The following is an 18,069-nucleotide window of genomic DNA, read 5'->3' as shown; positions in this document are numbered from 1 at the left end:
AGGGGGCGGGATGGCGGGCGGCCGCCGGTGGGGGCCGCTCCTGTTCGTCCATCCTGTCCGCCCGCGCGGGCCGCCGACAGCGTCCGGGCATGGCACAAAGCGTGCTGACACATTGCTGTCAGCACGGGCCCGGGAGAGCGGGGGAAGAGGTCAGCGCGGCGGCGGGAGCAGGCCGTGCTTGGCGGCCTGCTGGCCCAGCTGGAAGCGGCTGGTGGCGTCGAGGCGCTTCATCAGATCGGTGATCATGCGGCGCTCGGTGCGCAGGGAGACGCCCAGCTTGCGGGCGGCCGCCTCGTCGGTGAGCCCGTCGGAGAGCAGGCCGAGCAGGGCCCGTTCCTGCGGGGTGGCGTCCAGCGGGGCGGGGGCGGCGGGGGTGTCGCCGAGGGGCACCGCCTGCTCCCAGATCCGCTCGAACAGCTCAAGGAGCCCGGTGACGGCACCGGGCTCCTTGAGGAGGACCGCCCCTTTCGGGGAGTCCTCCGGGTCGATGGGGACCAGGGCGAAGCGCCGGTCCAGGATCTGCATGCGCATCGGGAGGGCCGGCACCGTGCGCACCTGGCCGCCGAGGGCGACCAGCCGTTCGGCGTGGGCCCGGCTCTCGACGTCGTTGCAGACGCTGTCCAGGTAGACGGTGCGGACGCTGACGCCGCGTTCGAGGGCGGCCTCCACCAGGGGCCGGCTGGCGTTGCGGTTGTCCGGGGGCTGCGGGCCGCCGGGGGCGAAGGCCAGTGCCTCGGTGGTGATCTCGGCCGCGAGCTGCTCCAGGCGCAGCCGGGTCGCCTCCAGGCCCAGGAGGCGTTCGGGGGCCAGCGGGTCCGCCTCCTCGGGCGCGCGGTAGCTGCTGAGGAGGTCGTCGATGGCGGACTTGGCGCCCTCGATGTCGCGCTGGGCCCGCAGGACTTCGGCGTTGCGCCGGGCGAGCAGGGCGTTGAGGGCGACTTCGGGGCTGACGGGGCGGATGCCTTCGGCGGCGTTCCAGGAGGGTGCGAGGAGCGCCAGGTCGGCGAGGCGGTCGAGGATCTCGCGGATCCGCCGCGGTGGGAGGCCGAGTGTGCCGGCGACCCCTTCGACCCCCAGCTCGGGCTTGCCGAGCAGCAGTCGGTAGACGTCCTCGGCCTCCGTGTCCAGGCCCAGTACGTGCAGCATGTCGATCCCCCCTGCGACGGTGCGGTACGGGGGCGGACGGGCCCTGGGCCCCATAGTAGGCGGGGGTCCGGAAGCGGGTCAGTTGGCGAATGGCATCGACTGCCGGGGGATTTGCGTGGTGCCGTCCGTAGGTTCGTCCGACCTGTCGGGGCGGTGCGGCGGCCCCGTCCGGGTCAGCTCCAGCCGAGGTCGGACAGTGCGGTGGCGGGGGTGTCCGAGGCGCTCCGGCCGCTCGCGGTGACCGTGTCGGCGCTCTGCCCCTCGTGGGCGGACCCGGTGCCGGTGACGGCGGTGGCGGCGAGGGCGAGGGCGAGCAGGGCGGTGGTCAACACGGACGTGACGGTCTTGGCGGACACGGTGGTTCTCCTCGGTCGGTGCTGGGTTCAGGCCGTTTCCGGCGTTGGTCCCATCGTGCCGTCGGCCGGACCGCCGGGCCAGGGAACCGGGCTGGCACAAACTGACCAGGATCAACTGTGTCAGCTGGGGTCCCGCTCGACTCCGGCTGGACGCAGTTCCAGCCAGGGGATGAACAGCTGGGCCAGCGGCCCGATGGACAGGGCGTAGACCACCGTGCCGATGCCGACCGGCCCGCCGAGCAGCCATCCCGAGCCCAGGGCGGTGAGCTCGATGAGCGTCCGCGTCACGCGCAGGGAGCGGCCGCGGGCGGCGAGGCCGGTCATCAGCCCGTCCCGCGGGCCGGGCCCCAGCCCGGCACCGAGGTAGCAGGCCGTGGCGGCTGCGTTGAGCACCACGGCTCCGGCGAGCAGTGCCACCTGCGCCCCCAGGGTGCCCGGCCGCGGGCACACGGTGAGGGCGGCGTCGGTGACCAGGCCGACCACCACGGCGTCGAGGACGGTACCGATGCCGGGGCGCTGGCGCAGCGGCCACCACAGGGCGAGGACCAGGAGGCCGGCCAGGACCGAGACGACGCCGACGGTCAGCCCGCTGACCTCGGCGAGGCCCTGGTGGAGCACGGTCCAGGGGTCGACGCCCAGGCCGGCCCGGAGCAGCAGCGCGGTGCTCACCCCGTACAGCACGAGTCCCACGTTGAGCTGGACCATGCGCCGGCCGAACGGGGCCGGGCACAGGACCTGGCGCAGGGAGCGCCGGGGCGGGTGCTGCGGGGTGCGGCCGGGGGCGCCGCCGCTCCGGGGGGTCCGGGGAGGGCTCGGGGGAGCGCTCACGCGGAGGCTCCCTGCAGGGTGCGCCGGGTGAGCGGGGCGGTGACGGCGAGGACGCTGTCGAGCAGAGCCTGGGCGCCGAGGACGAGCAGGTGGTCCGGGGTGCTCTCGCGGCTGGAGTGGCTGAAGCCCCCGGTGCTCGGCACGAAGATCATCGCGGTGGGTACCCGGGTGGACAGGACGCTGGCGTCGTGGCCCGCGTAGCTGACGAGGCGCTCGGTGCGGTCGCTGAGGGTGTGGCAGACCCCGTCCACCGTGTCGACGAAGGCGGTGTCGAAGTGGGCGGCCGGCTTCGCGGAGGTCGCCGTGAAGGTGCCGGAGCAGCCCTCCTCGGCGGCGATGCGGTCCAGGACGAGCCGCAGCTGCTGTTCGACCAGGTCCAGGATGGCGTCGGAGGCGGCGCGGACCTCCACCTCCAGCCAGGCGGTGCCGGGGACCACGTTGGGTGTGCCGGGGCCGAAGCCGACCGCGCCGACGTTGCCGACGACGGAGCCGTTGACCTCCTGGCAGATGTCCTGCACGGCGGCCGCGGTACGGGTGACCACGCGCCCGGCGTCGGAGCGCGCGCTGAACGGGGTGGTGCCGGCGTGGTTCTCCACGCCCTGGACGGAGATCCGGTAGCGGCGCACGCCCACGATGCCGGTGACGGCGGCGAGTTCGAGGCCCTGGTCGTCCATCCGGGGGCCCTGCTCGATGTGCAGTTCGAGGTAGCCGGAGAGTTCCTCGGCGTGCGGGTGGCGGCACAGCGCGGAGGAGCCGACGAGGCCGCCCATGGACCCGGCGCCCACCCCCTCCTCGTCCCAGAAGGCGACGACCTCGATGTGGTCGGCGGCGGGGTGGCCGGCCTCGTGCAGGGTGCGGAGCACCTCGATGGCGGCGATCACGCCGTAGGCGCCGTCGAGGTGGCCGCCGCCGGGGACGGTGTCGGAGTGGGATCCGATGAGCAGCCAGGGGCCGTTGCCCCGCTGGGTCCGGCCGAAGACGTTCCCCACCTGGTCCCGGTAGCTGTGCAGGCCCGCGCAGCGCAGCGTCTTGTCCAGCCAGTCGCGGGCCGCGAAGTCCGCGGCCGAGCCGGCGACGCGGTGGATCCCGCCGTCGCTGCCGGCGCCGATCTGGGCGAGGTGGGTGAGATCGGCGAGCAGGCGCTCCGCCCTGATGGTCGGTGACATGCGGCGTGTTCCCTTCGGTGGATGGGGGTGGCGGCCGCTGTTTCACGTGAAACAGCGCGGTGGTGCTGAGGTGTGAGGGGGCGTCAGGGGGTGCGGGGTGGTCCGGTCAGGGCTGCGGAGGGGCCGCCGGGCCGGCCGCGCACGGATCGAGGACCGGGTGGACCTCGCGGCACCAGTCGACGCTCCAGCCCCGCAGCGGCGGGGTGGAGTGGCAGGCCCGTTCGCAGATCTCCCGGGCCTGGGCGAGCGCGGCGGGCGCGCCCCCCGGGATCCGGGAGGAGAGGAAGAGGACCCCCACCGCCCCGGCCCGGGAGGGCTGGAGACGGGCGTGCTCCAGCCCTCGGGCGCCCGCTTCCGAGCCCAGGAGGGCTTCGACGAGCCGGTCCGGCGCCTCGGCGGCGGTGCCGCCGGAGCCGGGCGGTCGGTTGAGGGCGACGGCGACGAGTCTCACCCGGACGCGACCGCGGACGTGCCGGGAGCGGTGAGCGTGCGCAGTTCGCTCTCGAAGCGGGCGGTGAGCCGGTCCAGGGTGCCGGCGCTCCAGCGGGTGGCGTCGAGCTGCCAGAGGACCTCCAGGCGGTCGGCGCGCAGGCGCCGGGTGACGGCGACGGCGTGCCCGAGCGGGCGGCTCTCCGCGGGAGCGTCGGGCAGGTCGTACCGGAGCACGCCGCCCGGCTCCGCCGGGCCCTGGGTCCGGGCGTCGAGCGGGGCGCAGGCGTCGTAGGCGACGGCCGGCGACGGCGTGGCGGCGAGGACCGCCGCGACCCGGTCCGTACGCAGGTGGCGCAGCAGCCCGTGGCCGAGGCCCGCGTCCGGGACCGCGTCGAGGGCCGCCCGCACGGCCGCAGGCGTGGCCCCGGCGGCACCTGCGGTGGGCAGGGTGAGCGGGAAGCGGGCGGTGAGGCAGCCGACGGTCCGGGCCGGGTCGAGCCCGTCGAGGACGGTCGCACGGCCGGGCGTGGCCAGTTCGACCGTGAGGCCGTGGCCGGACGCGGTGTCCCAGTCTGCGAGGGTGCGGGCCAGGGCGGTCAGCAGGACGGCGTCGGCGTCATCGCCGCCGCCCGACAGCAGCTCCCGGGTGAGGGCGGGGTCGAAGACCAGGGTCCGGGCGGCGACGGGGGTGAGCGGGTCGCCGCCGGGGGTGTTCCCGGGTTGTCCGCCGCCGGGCTCACCGGTCGGGGGCAGTGCGCCGCCGGCGTCCGCGGCCGGGGGTTCCTCCGGGAAGCGGGCGGCGGGGCCGGGGGTCAGCCAGGTGGCCAGCTGGCCGGTGATCTCCTCGCCGTTGGCCCGCCGGACCAGCAGGTCGGACCAGTCGGCGAAGCCGGCCCCGGCAGGCTCCGGCGCCTCGGCGTCCGGGTCGCCCAGGGCGGAGGCGAGGTCGGACACGAGGACCGCCCAGGAGGCCGTGTCCACCACCTGGCGCGGGGCGCTCAGCAGCAGCCAGGACGCCCGGCCGGGCTCGGTGGCCGGGCTGACGAGGACGGCCCGCAGCGCGGGGCCCTCCGCCGGGAGGGCGGTGTCGGCCTCGGCGGCCGCCGCCTTCCGCAGCGACTCGGTGTCCGCCGCGGGGGCGGTGACCTGGGCCAGGGACCAGCCCGAGCCGGCCGGCCCGAGCACCTGCCGTTCGCCGTCCCGGCGCAGGCGCAGGGCCTCGTGCCGCCCGGTCAGCCCGCGCAGCGCCTCCCGTACGGCGTCGGTGCGGAGCGCGGCCGGGAACCGCAGCAGGACCGAGCTGTGGCCCGCGCCGCCGGGGCGGCCCATCAGGTGCCGCTGGGCCGGGGTGAAGGGGACCTCGCGCGCCGCGTCCCCGGCGGCCTCGGCGGTGCGCGCCTCGTCCAGCGCACGCGCGAGCGCGGTGACGCCCGGGTGCCGGAACGCGGCCGCGCGGGGGACGTCGAGCCCGGCCGCGCGGGCCCGTTCGACCATTCGCAGGGTGCCGTCGAGGCCGGCCCGGGCGACGAGCGCGTCCCCGGTTCGTACGGCGTCCACCCCGAGGGCCTCCGCCCAGGCGGTGGCCAGCAGGTGCTCGGTGGGGGACGCGGGTGCGTCCCGGTGCTCCTCGACGGTGTCCCGGACGGGGTCGGGCAGCAGCCGGCGGTCCACCTTCCCCGCGGTGCTCAGGGGCAGTGCGGGGAGGTGGACGAACTCGGCGGGCACCATGTAGCCGGGCAGCGCCTCGGCGAGGAAGGACCGCAGCTCGGCCGCGTCGGGGGCGCGGCCCGCCACGCCGACGACGTAGGCGGCCAGGCACTTGTCGCCGTGGGCGTCGGTGCGGGCCGCGACCACGGCCTCGCTGACCCCCGGGTGCAGCAGCAGCCGGGCCTCGATCTCGCCGAGCTCGATGCGGTAGCCGCGGATCTTCACCTGGTGGTCGATGCGGCCGAGGAAGTCGATGTCGCCGTCGGGACGGAATCGGGCCAGGTCGCCGGTGCGGTACATGCGCGAGCCCGGGACCGGGTGGAAGGGGTCGGGCAGGAACTTCTCGGCGGTCAGTTCCGGACGGTGGAGGTAGCCGCGGGTGACGCCGTCCCCACCCATGAACAGCTCTCCGACGGCGCCGATGGGCACCGGGTTCAGGAAGCGGTCCAGGACGTACATCTGCATGTTGGCGATCGGACGGCCGATGGGCACGGGCGCGGCCGGGTCGAAGTCCGGGCCCGCCTCGTAGACCGAGCAGCCGACGACCGTCTCGGTCGGGCCGTACTCGTTGATGATGCGGGCGCCGGGCGCGATCCGCTGCCAGGCGGCGACGGTCTCCGGCTTCACCTCGTCGGCGCCGACGACGAAGGTGTGCACGGAGGTCACCGATCCGGGCTCCGGGATCTGCGAGCGCAGCACGTCGAGATGGGCGGGGGTGATCTTCAGCAGGCTGAAGTCGCCTGGGCGCACGAGCCGTTCGGCCAGCTCGTCCAGGGCGCGGTCGGTGGGCAGCAGGGTGACGTCCTTGCCGCCGATGAGGGGGAGGAAGAAGTTCGGGACCGACAGGTCGAAGGCGATGGAGCCGAGCATGGGGGCGCCGTGGCTGCCGACGGGCAGGCCGTATCCCTCCACGGCCCAGTCCAGGTAGTTCACGACACCGCGGTGGTGCACCAGGACGCCCTTGGGGCGGCCGGTGGAGCCGGACGTGAACATGGCGTAGATCAGGTTGTCCGGGTGGGCGAGCGGCTCCGGGTCCGTGACGGGCCGGCCGGCCAGCAGCCCGGCGTCACGGTCCAGGAGGACGGTGACCGCATCCGACGGAGGCAGGGCGCCGGTCAGGCCGGACACGGTGACCACCACCGGCGCGCTGGTGTCCTCGACGATGCAGGCGAGCCGGTCGGCCGGGTGCTCGGGGTCGAGGGGCACGTACGCGCCACCGGACTTCAGGATCCCCAGGAGGCCGACGAGCATCTCGACGGAGTGCTCGACGCAGATCCCCACGAAGGTGTCGGCGCCGACGCCGAGGTCGCGCAGGTGGTGGGCGAGCTGGTTGGCGCGCGCGTTGAGTTCGCCGTACGTGACGGTCGTGCCGTCGGCGGCGTTGACGGCGACGGCCTCCGGGTCGCGGCGCACCGCCCGCTCGAACAGCTCGTGCACGCACAGGTCCCGGCGGTACTCGGCGGCGGTGTCGTTCCACGCGCGGACGACCAGGTCGCGTTCGGCGTCGGGCAGCAGGTCGGCATCGGCGGCGCCGGCCGGGTCGGCGGCCATGGCGGCCGCCACCGCGCGGTAGAGGGCGGCGAGCTGGTCCAGGGCCCCCGGGGTGGCGGCACGGGCGGCGCCGGTGAGGCGCAGGACGACGGAACCGGGCCCGCTGACCGCCCGGACGCCGAGGCCGAAGCCCTCGGGAGCCAGCTCGAAGGAGTCGTCCACCGGGAACCGTGGCGCGGTCACCCGGGTCTCGTGGCGGAAGGCGATCTCGACGGGGGTCCGCGAAGCGTCGCCGGCACCCGGGGGGCAGGCCGGGACGGTGGCGGAGCGTTCGACTCCGGCGACCGTACGGACCAGCGCGGTCCAGTCGGTGACGGGCGCGTCCGCGTCGAAGGCGGCGGCGCGCACCGGGGAGTCCGGGCCGGAGGCCACTCCGGTGGTGAAGGAGGACTCGTGGGTCAGCATCGTCATGACCCGCAGGTGGACGGTGTGCAGCACGCTGCCGAGGCCGGTCCCCGCCCGCTCGGCCAGGGCGCCGAGCCCGTCGGCGAGGTGGCCGAGGTCGAGTGCGGTGGTGTGCCAGTCGGCCGCGTCGGCGTCCCAGCGCCCCCAGGCGGCGGGCAGTGAGAGGGCCGGCGGCAGCGCCGGGGCCCGGTCCGGGCGGGCGGTGGTGTCGGCCGTGGTGTCGGCGGCCACCACGGTGTCGGCATCGACGGTGTCGGCATCGGTTGCGGCCGGGGGGCCGGCCACGGCCGGGAGCGGGTCGCCGGACGCGGCGGCGGTGCAGAGGGCGACCAGCTCGTCGGTGACGCGGCGGTGTTCGGCACCGCTCAGGAGGACCCCCGACCAGGTGGTGGCCAGCCACCACGTGTCCGGCTCCGCGAGGTCGCGCAGGGCCGTGACCCGAAGCCAGGAGGGAGCGCTCCAGTCCAGGCCGCGCTCCCGCTCGGCGCGGGCGAAGGCGGCCAGGTCGGGGAAGTCCCCGCCGGCGCCGAGCGTGCGCACGGCCACCTCGCCGGCCGTGCCCCCGGCCTGCGTGACCTCCCGCGTCCGGCCGCCCTCAGTGAACTCCACGTGCGTGCGCAACCGGGGGGTGCGGGCGACCAGTTCGGTCACCGCCGGCTCCAGGAAGGGCCAGCCGAAGGTCTTCACGTCGCGGACCCGGACGGCGGAGACGTTGACGTGCGGGCGGCCTTCGCCCGCGAGCGCCTCGAAGGCGGCCCGCGAGCGGGAGGCGGACAGCGGCCGGGAGTCGGCGGCCGCCGACGCGTTCAGGGGCGGGTTCACGGGCGGGTCCTCGGGCTCTCGGTGGTGCGGCGCAGTTCCAGGGGGCGCATGTCCGTCCAGGTCCGGGCGATGAAGCCCAGGCAGGTCTCCCGGCTCGCGGGCGGACCGATCGTGCGCCATCCCACGGGGGGTCTGCGGCCGGCCGGCCAGATCGAATACTGCTCGGCACGGTTGACGACCACCGTGTGCGTCGAGACGGCACTCTGCTCGTGCATCTTCGTCCGTTCTTCCTCGCGTCCAAAAGATCCGGGAAATGCGCACACCGGATATCGGAGCGCGTCCGGAAAAGGAATGTCCGCGCCCCACGCGGGCGCTCTCGCCGCCGCCGTCCGTGGCGTTCTCCCACGGGCCGTGCGCTGTCCGGCTCCCGCATTCTGCGCACCTGCGACCAGCGGTGTCAGTACCCCGCCACTGGCACAAAAAGCCCTGGCAGGACTGTGTCAGCGGGCTGTTTCCGGCCGGAATTGGCATACAGGTGCCAGAGCCTTTTGTGCCACCGCATTCACCTGTTCCCGGGCTTCCGGCGCCCGCAGCATGGGATTCCGAGCGACGGATGACGAGCCACATCACGACGGAGGACAGCACGATGCCGGAGTACACCGGAACCGCGGCCCGCGCCGCGGCCGGCACGGCCGCCGACGGCGACCGTCAGGTCAGCGGCTGGCACGAGATCTACCAGGAGCTGTACCGGGACGCCGACGCCGCCGATTTCGGCGAGAACTTCGCCGGCTGGGAGAGCAGCTACGACGGTGCGCCCATCCCCCTGGAGCAGATGCGGCACTGGCGTGACGACACCGTCCGCAGCATCCGCGCGCTGCGCCCCCGCCGCGTCCTGGAGATCGGTGTCGGCTCGGGTCTGCTGATGTCGCAGCTCCTCGACGACTGCGAGGAGTACTGGGGCGCGGACATGTCCGAGGCCGTCATCGGGGCGCTGCGCGCCCAACTGGCCGCCCGGCCCGCCGCGACAGCACGGAAGGTACGGCTCCAGGCGGCTCCGGCACACCTGTTGGACGAGCTGCCCGCCGGGCACTTCGACACCGTCGTCATCAACTCGGTGATCCAGTACTTCCCGCACGTCGACTACCTCACGGAGGTGCTGACGAAGGCCGTCCTGCTCCTGGCCCCGGGCGGGTCCGTGTTCGTCGGTGACGTCCGTGACCTGGAGCTGCTGCCCCGCTTCCACACGGCCGTCGCCCTCGGCCGCGACGCCGGCGCCGCCCGCGACACCGCGGCGCTGCGGGAGGCGGTCGCGCGGACCGCCGCCGGGGAGAAGGAACTGGCCCTCGCACCCTCCTACTTCGCGGCCCTGCCCGAGCTGCTGCCCGAACTGGAGGGCGTGGACGTACGGCTCAAGGCGAGCCCCTTCCACAACGAGCTGACCCGCCACCGCTACGACGTGGTGCTGCGCACCGCCGCCCCCGGACTGGACCTCGCGGATGCGCCGCGCCTGGACTGGAGCGCCGAGGGCCTCGACCCCGCCGCCCTGCGCACCCGGCTGGCGGGGGCGACGGGACCGCTGCGGATCGCCGGAGTGCCCAACGTCCGCCTCGCCGGGGAGGATGCCTGCCGCACGGCGCTGGCCGAGGACCGCCCGGCCGAGGAGGTACGGGCCGCCCTGACCGCCGCCTTCCCGGCCGCTGTCGAGCCGGACGCCCTGCGCGAGCTCGCCGAACAGGCCGGACACCGGGCCGCGATCACCCTCTGCGGCGCCGACCACACCCGCTTCGACCTGGTGCTGTGGCCCGCCGCAGGAGACCCGGGGGAACCCGCCGTCACCGGCGTCTACCTGGACCGGGAGACCGCCGCGTCGGGCGCCGCACCCTCCTTCGACGACCCCGGCCGCTACGCCAACTCCCCGGCCGCGCTCGAAGCGGGCGCCGCCGCCCCCGCCGCCCCGGTCCGGCCGGCCGCGGGTGCGACGGGAGAGCCGGCCGCGCCCCGGGACCCGTACGAGGACACCGTGCGCGCGCTGTTCGCGGAGGTGCTCGCGGTCCCCCGGCACACCGTCGGCTGCGACCAGGACTTCTTCGCGATCGGCGGCCACTCCCTGGCCTCGGCCCGGCTCGTCGGCAGGATCCGTGCCGTGCTCGGCGTGGCCCTGGGCATGCGCAGCGTCTACGAGGCCCGGACCGTGGCGGCCCTGGCCGCGCTGGTGCGCCGGCAGAGCCCCCGCCCGCCGGCCGGGCGGGCCGCCGCGACGGTGCGGCCGGACCTCGGGTGCGCGGGAGCGGACGGGTGGTCCGAGGCACCCCTGGCCATCGGCGCGGCCGCGCACCGCGGGCTGACCGCGCTGGCCCGGGAGCACGGGGCCACGTCCGGGATGGCGCTGCACGCGGCCGTCACCGCGCTGCTGGCCCGGATGTCCGGGGCGGACGCCGTCCCGGTGGCGCTGGCGAGCGGTGGGCTCCCCGCCGTGACGGTCACCGCGGCCGTGGACGGCCGCCCCGGCTTCACGACGCTGCTGGAGCGTGTGCGCGCCGCTTCCGTGGCGGCCTGGGCGGCCGGGGACCGCGCGGCGGAGGGGCCGTCCGCCACGCTGGTGCTGGATCCCGCCGACGGCGGCCGTGGGGCCGCGGTGGCGGCCGCAGCCGACGGCCCCGTCCTGGAGCTGACCGAGCGCTGGTCGCAGACCGGAGCCCCCGCCGGAGTGGAGGGCCGCGTGCGGATACCCGCCGCGGGTGGTGCGCGGGACGGTTCCGGGGGCGGTGCGGTGGCCGAGCTCTTCGGGGCGCGGCTGGAGCGGCTCCTCGACGCCGTGGTGGCCGACCCCGGCCACCGGATCGACACGCTCGGCCTGGACCTGCCCGGCGAGGCCGGTGACCACCCGGGCTCCGGGGCGGAGCACACCGTGCCGCAGACCCCGCTGCCCGCCATGCTCGGCATGCAGGCCCTGCTGACCCCGCACGCCCCGGCCGTCGTCACTCCGGACTCCTGCCTCACGCACGCCGGGCTGGAGGAGCGGGCCGGGCTCCTCGCCCGCCGGCTGCTGGCCCTCGGTGCCGGGCCCGGGCGGCTCGTGGCCGTCCGGCTGCCGGCCGGCCAGGACCTGGTGGTGGCCTACGCGGCCGTCGCCAAGTCCGGTGCCGCCTGCCTCCCGCTGCCCCCCGGCCGGGCCGTCCCGCCGGTCGGCGTGCCGCCCGTCGCCGTGGTCACGTCCGACGCCGTCACCCCGTGGCCCGGGATCCCCGCGGTGCCCGCCGGCCCCGACGGGGCGGAGCCCGCCGTCGCGCCCCTGCCCGTCGCCCGCGCCGGCGACCCGGTCCTCGCCACCGCCACGCCCGGGGGCCTGGTCCTGCTCGACGCCGGACCGCTGCGCGCCCTGGGAGCCTGGCGGTTCGCGACGATGCCGGCCGAGGCCGGCGCGCCGCGGGCCGTGATCCCCGACCCGGACACCGACTTCGGCTTCCTCGACATCGCCGACGCCCTCGCCTGCGGTGCCACCGTGCACCTGGCCGGCCCCGGCGCGGACACCCCGGGGGAGCCGGCCCGGTGGCCGGCCGGTACCGGAGCGGCCGAACTGTCCGGCCCCGCCCGCGCCGTCGCGCGGACGGCCCGCGCCGCACGGGACGCCGGAGCCGCCCTGGCCGCGCCGTCGGTGCTCGCGGTGACCCGCTCCGACTCCGGCTGGCACCCGTCCGGATCCCACCCCGGGCACGACACCTCCGGCACCGGGGAGAGCCCGTGGGCCCACGACCCGGACCGGGAGGGGTCCGGCCCCGCCGGCCCGCCGGTCGTCCTGGAGCACCGCTGGACGCACGGGGTCCGGCTGACCACCGTCCGTACCGCCGCCGGGGCCGCCCCGCTGTGGAACCAGGCCGTACGAGTCCTCGACCCCGCCCTGCGCCCGGTGCCCCCGGGCCTGGTGGGAACGCTGTACCTGGCCGGGTCCGCGCTGGGCGGGACGCGCCCGGAGCGGGCCGGGGACGCCGCGCGGTGGGTCGCCGACCCGTACGGCGCTCCGGGCGCGCTGATGCTGCGTACCGGCATCGCCGTGCGGGCCGCCGGGCCGCAGACACCCGACGCGGTCGAAGCCGCCGCCGTGCACGACCCGTTCGAGGACACGGGCGCGCTCTACCTGGTCCTGGACGGCCCGGACGGCCGGCGCAGCCTGTGGCCCGCCGAGGTCCCCGTCCCCGCCGGATGGGCCGCGGCCGGACCCGAGGACGTGCGGGACGGCGCCCTCGAAGAACTCGCACGGTCCCTGACCATGCCCCTGACGGCACCGGTGGAGCCGTCCGCCACCGAGCCGGTTCCCGCGACGAGGAGTTCCCGATGAGCAACGGTTCGCCGCCCCGCACCTTCACCCCGGTCGACGGCGAGGCGGAGTTCGCCGCCGCCGTCACCGCCTTCCTGCGGGCGCCCGGCCGCGGCCCCGTCCCGGTGTGGACGGGCCCCCGCACCGACCTGAACGGCGCCCTCGACCTGGCCGAGGAGGTCTACGAGGGCCTGCGCACCCCGCCGCGCAGCACCACCGGCCACCTGCTCGGCGAAGTCCCCGAAGCCGTACGGCTGCTGGCCGCGCCGCTGGCCGGCCACTGGCCCGCCCGGGGCGCCGCGGCCGCCTGGCCCCCGGCGGGGGCTCCCGGCTCTGTCCTGCTCGTCGGCACCTATGAGGCCCTGACCTCCGAGGCGATCTCCGGCGTGCTCGCCGCAGCGCACCGCGACGGCCGGGACGTGAGCGTGCTGACCGGCCGTGACGTCCACTCGCTGGCCTGGACGGTCGCCAAGCAGTACGCCCAGGCCCCCTCCGACGCGCCGGCCGGGGTCTTCACCGACAACGACGGCCGTCCGGGCATCCCCGGCGGCCGCTGGTTCGGCCCCGGCGACATCGCCCAGCTCGACATCCGGGACCTGGTCCTGACGGGCCGCTGGGGACGGCTGCTGTTCAACGGCCACGGACGCGACGACAACCTGAACCTGGGCCAGTTCACCCTGTGCGGCCGCAGCCCCGCCGCCGAGCGCCGGCCGGGCGCCCTCGGCCCGCAGTGCGCGTACGGACTCGGCTGCTACAAGCCGGAGGACAAGCTGATCCCCGCGCACCGGATCCCGGCCGCGGAGATCGTCCTCAACACCTGCCTGAGCGGGCCGCTCTCGGACCTCGCCCTGTACGACCCGGCGTTCCAGATCCTCCTCAACGCCCTCGACGGGCCCGCCCAGACCGTGGTCGCCGCCCTCACCACCAACAACGGCGACCGCCCCGAGAACCTGGCCTGGCTGAGACGCGCCGAGCCGGACACCGGTGTGGCGCGCACCCTCGACCGGAGCGCGTCCGACATCAACCCCTACCCGGTGTTCCTCCAGGTCGGGGTGGGCTCCGGCGCCACCGCGGCGGACACCGGCCCCGAGCCGGCAGCCGCACCGGCGGCGGAGTCGGCCCCCGAGCCCTGGCGGCACCTCGGCGACCGGGTCGCCGCACTGCTCCACAGCGGGCTGCTGCCCGAGGACCACCCCCTGGGCGGCCGGCTGGCGCAGCTGCACACGGTGCTGCTGCGCGGCACCCGGCGCACCGCCGCCCGCGACGAGGCGGACCGGCTCGCGGCCCGGCAGGGCCTGGCCGCCCAGGTCGGCGCCCTCGACCTGGCCCTCGCCCAGCAGATCGCCAAGCACCCCGACGACGCCCTGATGGACTTCCCGATCCACTTCGGGGAACGCAGCGAGGCCGCCGCTCCCCAGCCCGGAGCCCGGCCCTGCGGCTGCGGACGGCCCGTGTGGCGCTACCGCCGGACCGGCCGCCTGCCGGTCGTCCCCGTCACCCACCAGTCCACCTGCCTGCGCTGCGGCGACGTCGAGAACAGCTTCGACGGGGCACCGGTGCTGAGCGTGGAGTCCCCGGACCTGGTCGCGCTCGGCGGCCGGCTGCCGGTCACGGTCGAGGTCACCGCCCCGCAGAGCGGCATCGTCAACGTCGGCCTGATCGTGCCCACCTACGTCAAGTCGGAGATCCGGCCGCCGGTCCGGCGCCTCAAGGTCACCGCGGGCGAGCCGAAGCGGACCACGTTCGACCTCCACATCGCCCCCGACGCGGAGCCGCAGGCCTACTACCACCAGGCGTACGCCGTGCAGGCCCTGGGCCTGACGGTCCTGCGCTTCCACTTCGGCGCCGTCCCCGGGGACGAGTTCCCGGCGCCGCCGTCCTCCCCCGAGACCCAGCCCGTCCGTGACGAAGAGGTGCACCTTGTCGCAGGTTGACCCGTTCAGCGCCGCAGCAGCCCCCGCCGATCCGCGCGACACCCTCCTCGTCGTGGAACCGGAGTCCTCGGGCGTCGACCTCCTGCCCGCCGCCACGCGGCTGGGACTGCGGGTCCACGTCCTCGACCGCCGCCCGCTGGAACTGGCCCCCGCCGCCGTCCGCGAGCTCGTGGGCCGGGGCAGGGCCGGCTACACCGTCGTCGAGACCCGCTGCACCGAGCTGGTCGCCGCGGCCGCCGAGCAGCTGGCCTCCCGCACGACGGTCGTCGCCGTCGTCCCCGGCTTCGAGTACGCGGTCCCCGTGGCTGCTGCCGCCGCGGAGCGGCTCGGGCTGCCCGGCCCGCGGCCGGCCGTCGCCGCCCGGCTGCGGGACAAGGGGCTGATGAAGGACCAGCTGGCCCGGGGCGGGGTCGCCGTCGCCCGGGGCGTGCCGCTCACCGTCGGGGACGTCCCCGAGGACACGCTGCTCCAGGCCGCCGCGGTCGTCGGCTTCCCCGCCGTCGTCAAGCCGGTGGACGGCTCGGGCAGCCTGGGCGTGCGGCGGATCGACAGCATGGCCGAGCTGCGCGGGCACCTGGAGCGGGCCGCCGAGGAGGGGGTCCTCGACGACATGGGCCAGCCGGTCGGCGGACGCCTGCTGCTGGAGTCGTACGTGACCGGGCCCGAGTTCAGCGTCGAGGGCTGGGTCACCGCCACCGGCGAGGTGACCGTCGCCGCGGTGACCCAGAAGCTCCTGGGACCCGAACCGCACTTCGTCGAGGTCGGACACATCGTCGACGCCGACCTCCCGCAGGCGGACCGGGAGGCGCTGGCCCGGACCGCCGAACGGGCGGTCCGCGCGCTCGGTCTGACGGCGGGCGTCTTCCACCTGGAGGCCCGGCTCTCCCCGCGCGGCCCCGTGGTCCTGGAGATCGCCGCCCGGCTCGGTGGCGACCGCATCCACCGCCTCGTCTCCGCCGTACACGGCCGGAGCCTGCCGGAGGCCGCCATCCGCGTCCTGGCCGGCCTGCCGCACGCCGCGGTCGCCGACGCCCCCTCCGGACGGGCCGCCGCTTCCGTCTACTTCACCGCGCCCGCCCCCGGCCGGATCCACGACCCCGAGGCCCTGTACGCGGACCTGGCCCGGGTGATCGACGCCGGCGCCCAGTGCTGGGAGCTGACCGTCGACTGCGCACCCGGCGACCTCGTCACCCCCGCCACCGACTTCCGGCAGCGGTTCGGGCACGCCGTGCTCGTGGCCGCCGACCGGTCGGCCCTCACCGCCGTCCTCGACGAGGTGAACGCCGCCTTGTACCGGGCGCTGGACCGCGTCCCGGCGGCAGCGGCCGTCGCGGCCTGACCGTGAGTACCGAGCAGACAACCCCGGATCGAAAGGACTGAACCCATGCGGGTGCTCATCATCAACCGGTGGAGCGACGACTTCGCCGACTACGGCAGCTACGTCGACCACACCGCCCACCAGGTCGCGTACGTCACCGTCGCGGGTCACCGGCCGTTGCTCCCCGGCGGCACCGCCCACGCCGAGGTCGTCGCCGACCCGTCGGACGCCGACGCGGTCACCGCCGCCGCCCTGCGCTGCCACCTCGCCCTCGGCGGCACCGACGTGGTGCTGGCGCTCTCCGAGTTCGACCTGCTGACGGCCGCCCGCGTCCGGGAGGAGCTCGGGGTCCCCGGCCCCGGCACCGACACCGCCCTGCGCTTCCGGGACAAGACCGTCATGAAGGCGGCCATCGCCGAAGCGGGCCTGCGCATCCCCCGGTTCCGGACCGTCACCACTCCGGCCGAGGCCGCCGCCTTCGCCGCCGCGCACCCCGGCCCCGTCATGCTCAAGCCCCGTACCGGCGCCGCCTCCGCGGGCTGCGTCCTGCTGGAGGAGGGCCTCGGCGAGCGCGCCGTCCTCGCCCGGCTGGAGGGCCTGGACCTGAGCGGCTACGAGGCGGAGGAGTTCGTCCAGGGACCGATCTGGCACGTGGACGGCCTGCTCCGGGAGGGCGAGCCGCTGTTCGCCCTCGCCTCCCGCTACCTGAACACCTGCTTCGAGTTCGGCAACGGCTCCCCGCTGGGCTCCGCCGTCCAGCAGGGCCCCCTGGCCGACCGGATCAGCGACTTCGCCCTGGACAGCCTGCGCGCGCTCGGCCTGCGCACGGGCGCCTTCCACCTGGAGGTCATCGAGCACCGCGACGGCCCCGTCTTCCTCGAAGTCGGTGCCCGTGTCGGCGGCGGCGAGATCCCGTTCGTCTGCCGTGACGTCTACGGCGTGGATCTGGTCGGGGACTGGATCCGGCTGGAGCTCGGCGAGGCGCCGCTCACCGTGCCCGCCGCCGGGAGCGAATGCGGGGGATTCCTGATGGTTCCGGAGCCGGTCGGCATGCGGCTGCTGGCGCGGCCCGAGCTGCGCGGCACGGTGGCCGGCCTCTACGCGGAGATCCTGCCCGAGCCCGGCCGGGTGTTCACCGGAGACGGGGGATACGACGAGATCCTCGGCCGGTTCCGTTTCCGCGCCGCCTCACCCCAGGCCGTCGAAGCCGCCATCCGATCCGCCATCGACCAGTACCGGTGCGAGCTCGAACCCGCCGTCCTCACCCCGTCCGGCGCCGACGCGTGAGCGTTTCACGTGAAACATCGCCGCCGTCCTTCCTCCCCGCCGCTTCACCGCACCCCACCCAAGGAGCCCTCGGCATGTCCCGTCGTCTGTTCACCTCGGAGTCCGTGACCGAGGGTCACCCCGACAAGATCGCTGACCAGATCAGCGACACGATCCTCGACGCCCTCCTGGCCGAGGACCCGGCCTCGCGCGTGGCCGTGGAGACGCTCATCACCACCGGTCTGGTGCACATCGCGGGCGAGGTGACGACGAAGGCGTACGCCCCGATCGCCCAGCTCGTCCGCGACAAGATCCTGGAGATCGGCTACGACTCCTCGAAGAAGGGCTTCGACGGCGCCTCCTGCGGGGTCTCGGTGTCCATCGGCGCGCAGTCCCCGGACATCGCGCAGGGCGTCGACACGGCCTATGAGTCCCGGGTCGAGGGCGACGAGGACGAGCTCGACAAGCAGGGTGCGGGCGACCAGGGTCTGATGTTCGGCTACGCGTGCGACGAGACGCCGGAGCTGATGCCGCTGCCGATCCACCTCGCGCACCGGCTCTCCCGCCGCCTGACCCAGGTCCGCAAGGACGGGACCGTCCCCTACCTGCGCCCGGACGGCAAGACCCAGGTCACCATCGAGTACGACGGAGGCAACGCGGTCCGCCTCGACACTGTGGTGGTGTCCTCGCAGCACGCGGCCGACGTCAGCCTGGACGGGCTGCTGATCCCCGACGTGCGGCGGCACGTGGTGGAGTACGTGCTCGCCCGGCTGGCGGAGGACGGCATCAAGCTGGACACCGAGGGCTACCGGCTGCTGGTCAACCCGACGGGGCGTTTCGAGATCGGCGGCCCGATGGGTGACGCCGGTCTGACCGGCCGCAA

The 18,069-nt window shown here is 75.7% G+C and carries 12 protein-coding genes; 5 read left to right on the top strand and 7 right to left on the bottom strand.

Going from position 1 to position 18,069, the window contains the following annotated elements:
- Window positions 1-150: 150 nt before the first annotated feature.
- The 7 genes from WDV06_RS18640 to WDV06_RS18610 all read right to left on the bottom strand — a co-directional run bounded on the left by WDV06_RS18640 (window position 151) and on the right by WDV06_RS18610 (window position 8,628).
- Entirely contained in the window at window positions 151-1,146 is a 996-nt protein-coding gene (locus tag WDV06_RS18640) for a hypothetical protein (protein WP_395510889.1), read from the bottom strand.
- 173 nt (window positions 1,147-1,319) lie between these two features.
- Window positions 1,320-1,502 carry a hypothetical protein gene (locus tag WDV06_RS18635; RefSeq protein ID WP_395510888.1) on the bottom strand — a complete coding sequence of 61 codons (183 nt, stop codon included), beginning with the start codon at window positions 1,500-1,502 and terminating at the stop codon, window positions 1,320-1,322.
- A 120-nt stretch (window positions 1,503-1,622) separates the two neighbouring features.
- A complete protein-coding gene (gene yczE / locus WDV06_RS18630) occupies window positions 1,623-2,207 on the bottom strand; it encodes a membrane protein YczE (RefSeq protein WP_463668222.1) in 585 nt (194 codons plus the stop codon).
- A 119-nt stretch (window positions 2,208-2,326) separates the two neighbouring features.
- The gene (locus WDV06_RS18625; protein ID WP_395510886.1) at window positions 2,327-3,496 is read right to left on the bottom strand and encodes a M20/M25/M40 family metallo-hydrolase; all 1,170 of its coding nucleotides are present in this window, start codon (window positions 3,494-3,496) and stop codon (window positions 2,327-2,329) included.
- Window positions 3,497-3,602: 106 nt separating this feature from the next.
- Window positions 3,603-3,947 (bottom strand): hypothetical protein, encoded by a 345-nt coding sequence (locus WDV06_RS18620; protein ID WP_395510885.1) that lies wholly within the window; start codon window positions 3,945-3,947, stop codon window positions 3,603-3,605.
- Window positions 3,944-8,413 carry an amino acid adenylation domain-containing protein gene (locus WDV06_RS18615; RefSeq protein ID WP_395510884.1) on the bottom strand — a complete coding sequence of 1,490 codons (4,470 nt, stop codon included), beginning with the start codon at window positions 8,411-8,413 and terminating at the stop codon, window positions 3,944-3,946. Before WDV06_RS18615 ends, WDV06_RS18620 begins: the two co-directional genes overlap by 4 nt.
- Window positions 8,410-8,628: an MbtH family protein gene (locus tag WDV06_RS18610; protein ID WP_395510883.1), complete on the bottom strand. Its 219-nt coding sequence runs from the start codon at window positions 8,626-8,628 to the stop codon at window positions 8,410-8,412. Before WDV06_RS18610 ends, WDV06_RS18615 begins: the two co-directional genes overlap by 4 nt.
- A 338-nt stretch (window positions 8,629-8,966) precedes the next feature.
- Between WDV06_RS18610 and WDV06_RS18605 the strand changes: the two genes are divergently transcribed.
- From WDV06_RS18605 to metK, 5 genes are all read left to right on the top strand, one after another.
- On the top strand, window positions 8,967-12,689 hold the full coding sequence (locus WDV06_RS18605; RefSeq protein WP_395510882.1) for a phosphopantetheine-binding protein: 3,723 nt from the start codon (window positions 8,967-8,969) through the stop codon (window positions 12,687-12,689).
- Entirely contained in the window at window positions 12,686-14,602 is a 1,917-nt protein-coding gene (locus WDV06_RS18600) for a hypothetical protein (protein ID WP_395510881.1), read from the top strand. The genes WDV06_RS18605 and WDV06_RS18600 overlap by 4 nt, the downstream gene beginning before the upstream one ends.
- Window positions 14,589-15,941, top strand: coding sequence for an ATP-grasp domain-containing protein (locus WDV06_RS18595; RefSeq protein WP_395510880.1), 1,353 nt, complete (start codon window positions 14,589-14,591; stop codon window positions 15,939-15,941). The genes WDV06_RS18600 and WDV06_RS18595 overlap by 14 nt, the downstream gene beginning before the upstream one ends.
- 45 nt (window positions 15,942-15,986) lie before the next feature.
- Window positions 15,987-17,207 (top strand): ATP-grasp domain-containing protein, encoded by a 1,221-nt coding sequence (locus WDV06_RS18590; protein ID WP_395510879.1) that lies wholly within the window; start codon window positions 15,987-15,989, stop codon window positions 17,205-17,207.
- Window positions 17,208-17,281: 74 nt separating this feature from the next.
- The coding region (gene metK, locus WDV06_RS18585; RefSeq protein ID WP_395510878.1) for a methionine adenosyltransferase at window positions 17,282-18,069 on the top strand (788 nt) is incomplete at its 3' end.

Origin of the sequence: Streptomyces racemochromogenes, assembly GCF_044129415.1 — a bacterium.
GTDB lineage: Bacteria > Actinomycetota > Actinomycetes > Streptomycetales > Streptomycetaceae > Streptomyces > Streptomyces racemochromogenes_A.
The sequence above is the reverse complement of the archived record's forward strand: the minus strand, read 5'-3'. Positions and strand labels throughout refer to the sequence as shown.

What these genes read in the sequence shown, in the direction of transcription:
- yczE (WP_463668222.1), bottom strand. Translation starts at nt 2,207, where the DNA reads ATGGTCCAGCTCAACGTGGGACTCGTGCTGTACGGGGTGAGCACCGCG.
- WDV06_RS18625 (WP_395510886.1), bottom strand. Translation starts at nt 3,496, where the DNA reads ATGTCACCGACCATCAGGGCGGAGCGCCTGCTCGCCGATCTCACCCAC.
- WDV06_RS18640 (WP_395510889.1), bottom strand. Translation starts at nt 1,146, where the DNA reads ATGCTGCACGTACTGGGCCTGGACACGGAGGCCGAGGACGTCTACCGA.
- WDV06_RS18610 (WP_395510883.1), bottom strand. Translation starts at nt 8,628, where the DNA reads ATGCACGAGCAGAGTGCCGTCTCGACGCACACGGTGGTCGTCAACCGT.
- WDV06_RS18605 (WP_395510882.1), top strand. Translation starts at nt 8,967, where the DNA reads ATGACGAGCCACATCACGACGGAGGACAGCACGATGCCGGAGTACACC.
- WDV06_RS18590 (WP_395510879.1), top strand. Translation starts at nt 15,987, where the DNA reads ATGCGGGTGCTCATCATCAACCGGTGGAGCGACGACTTCGCCGACTAC.
- WDV06_RS18600 (WP_395510881.1), top strand. Translation starts at nt 12,686, where the DNA reads ATGAGCAACGGTTCGCCGCCCCGCACCTTCACCCCGGTCGACGGCGAG.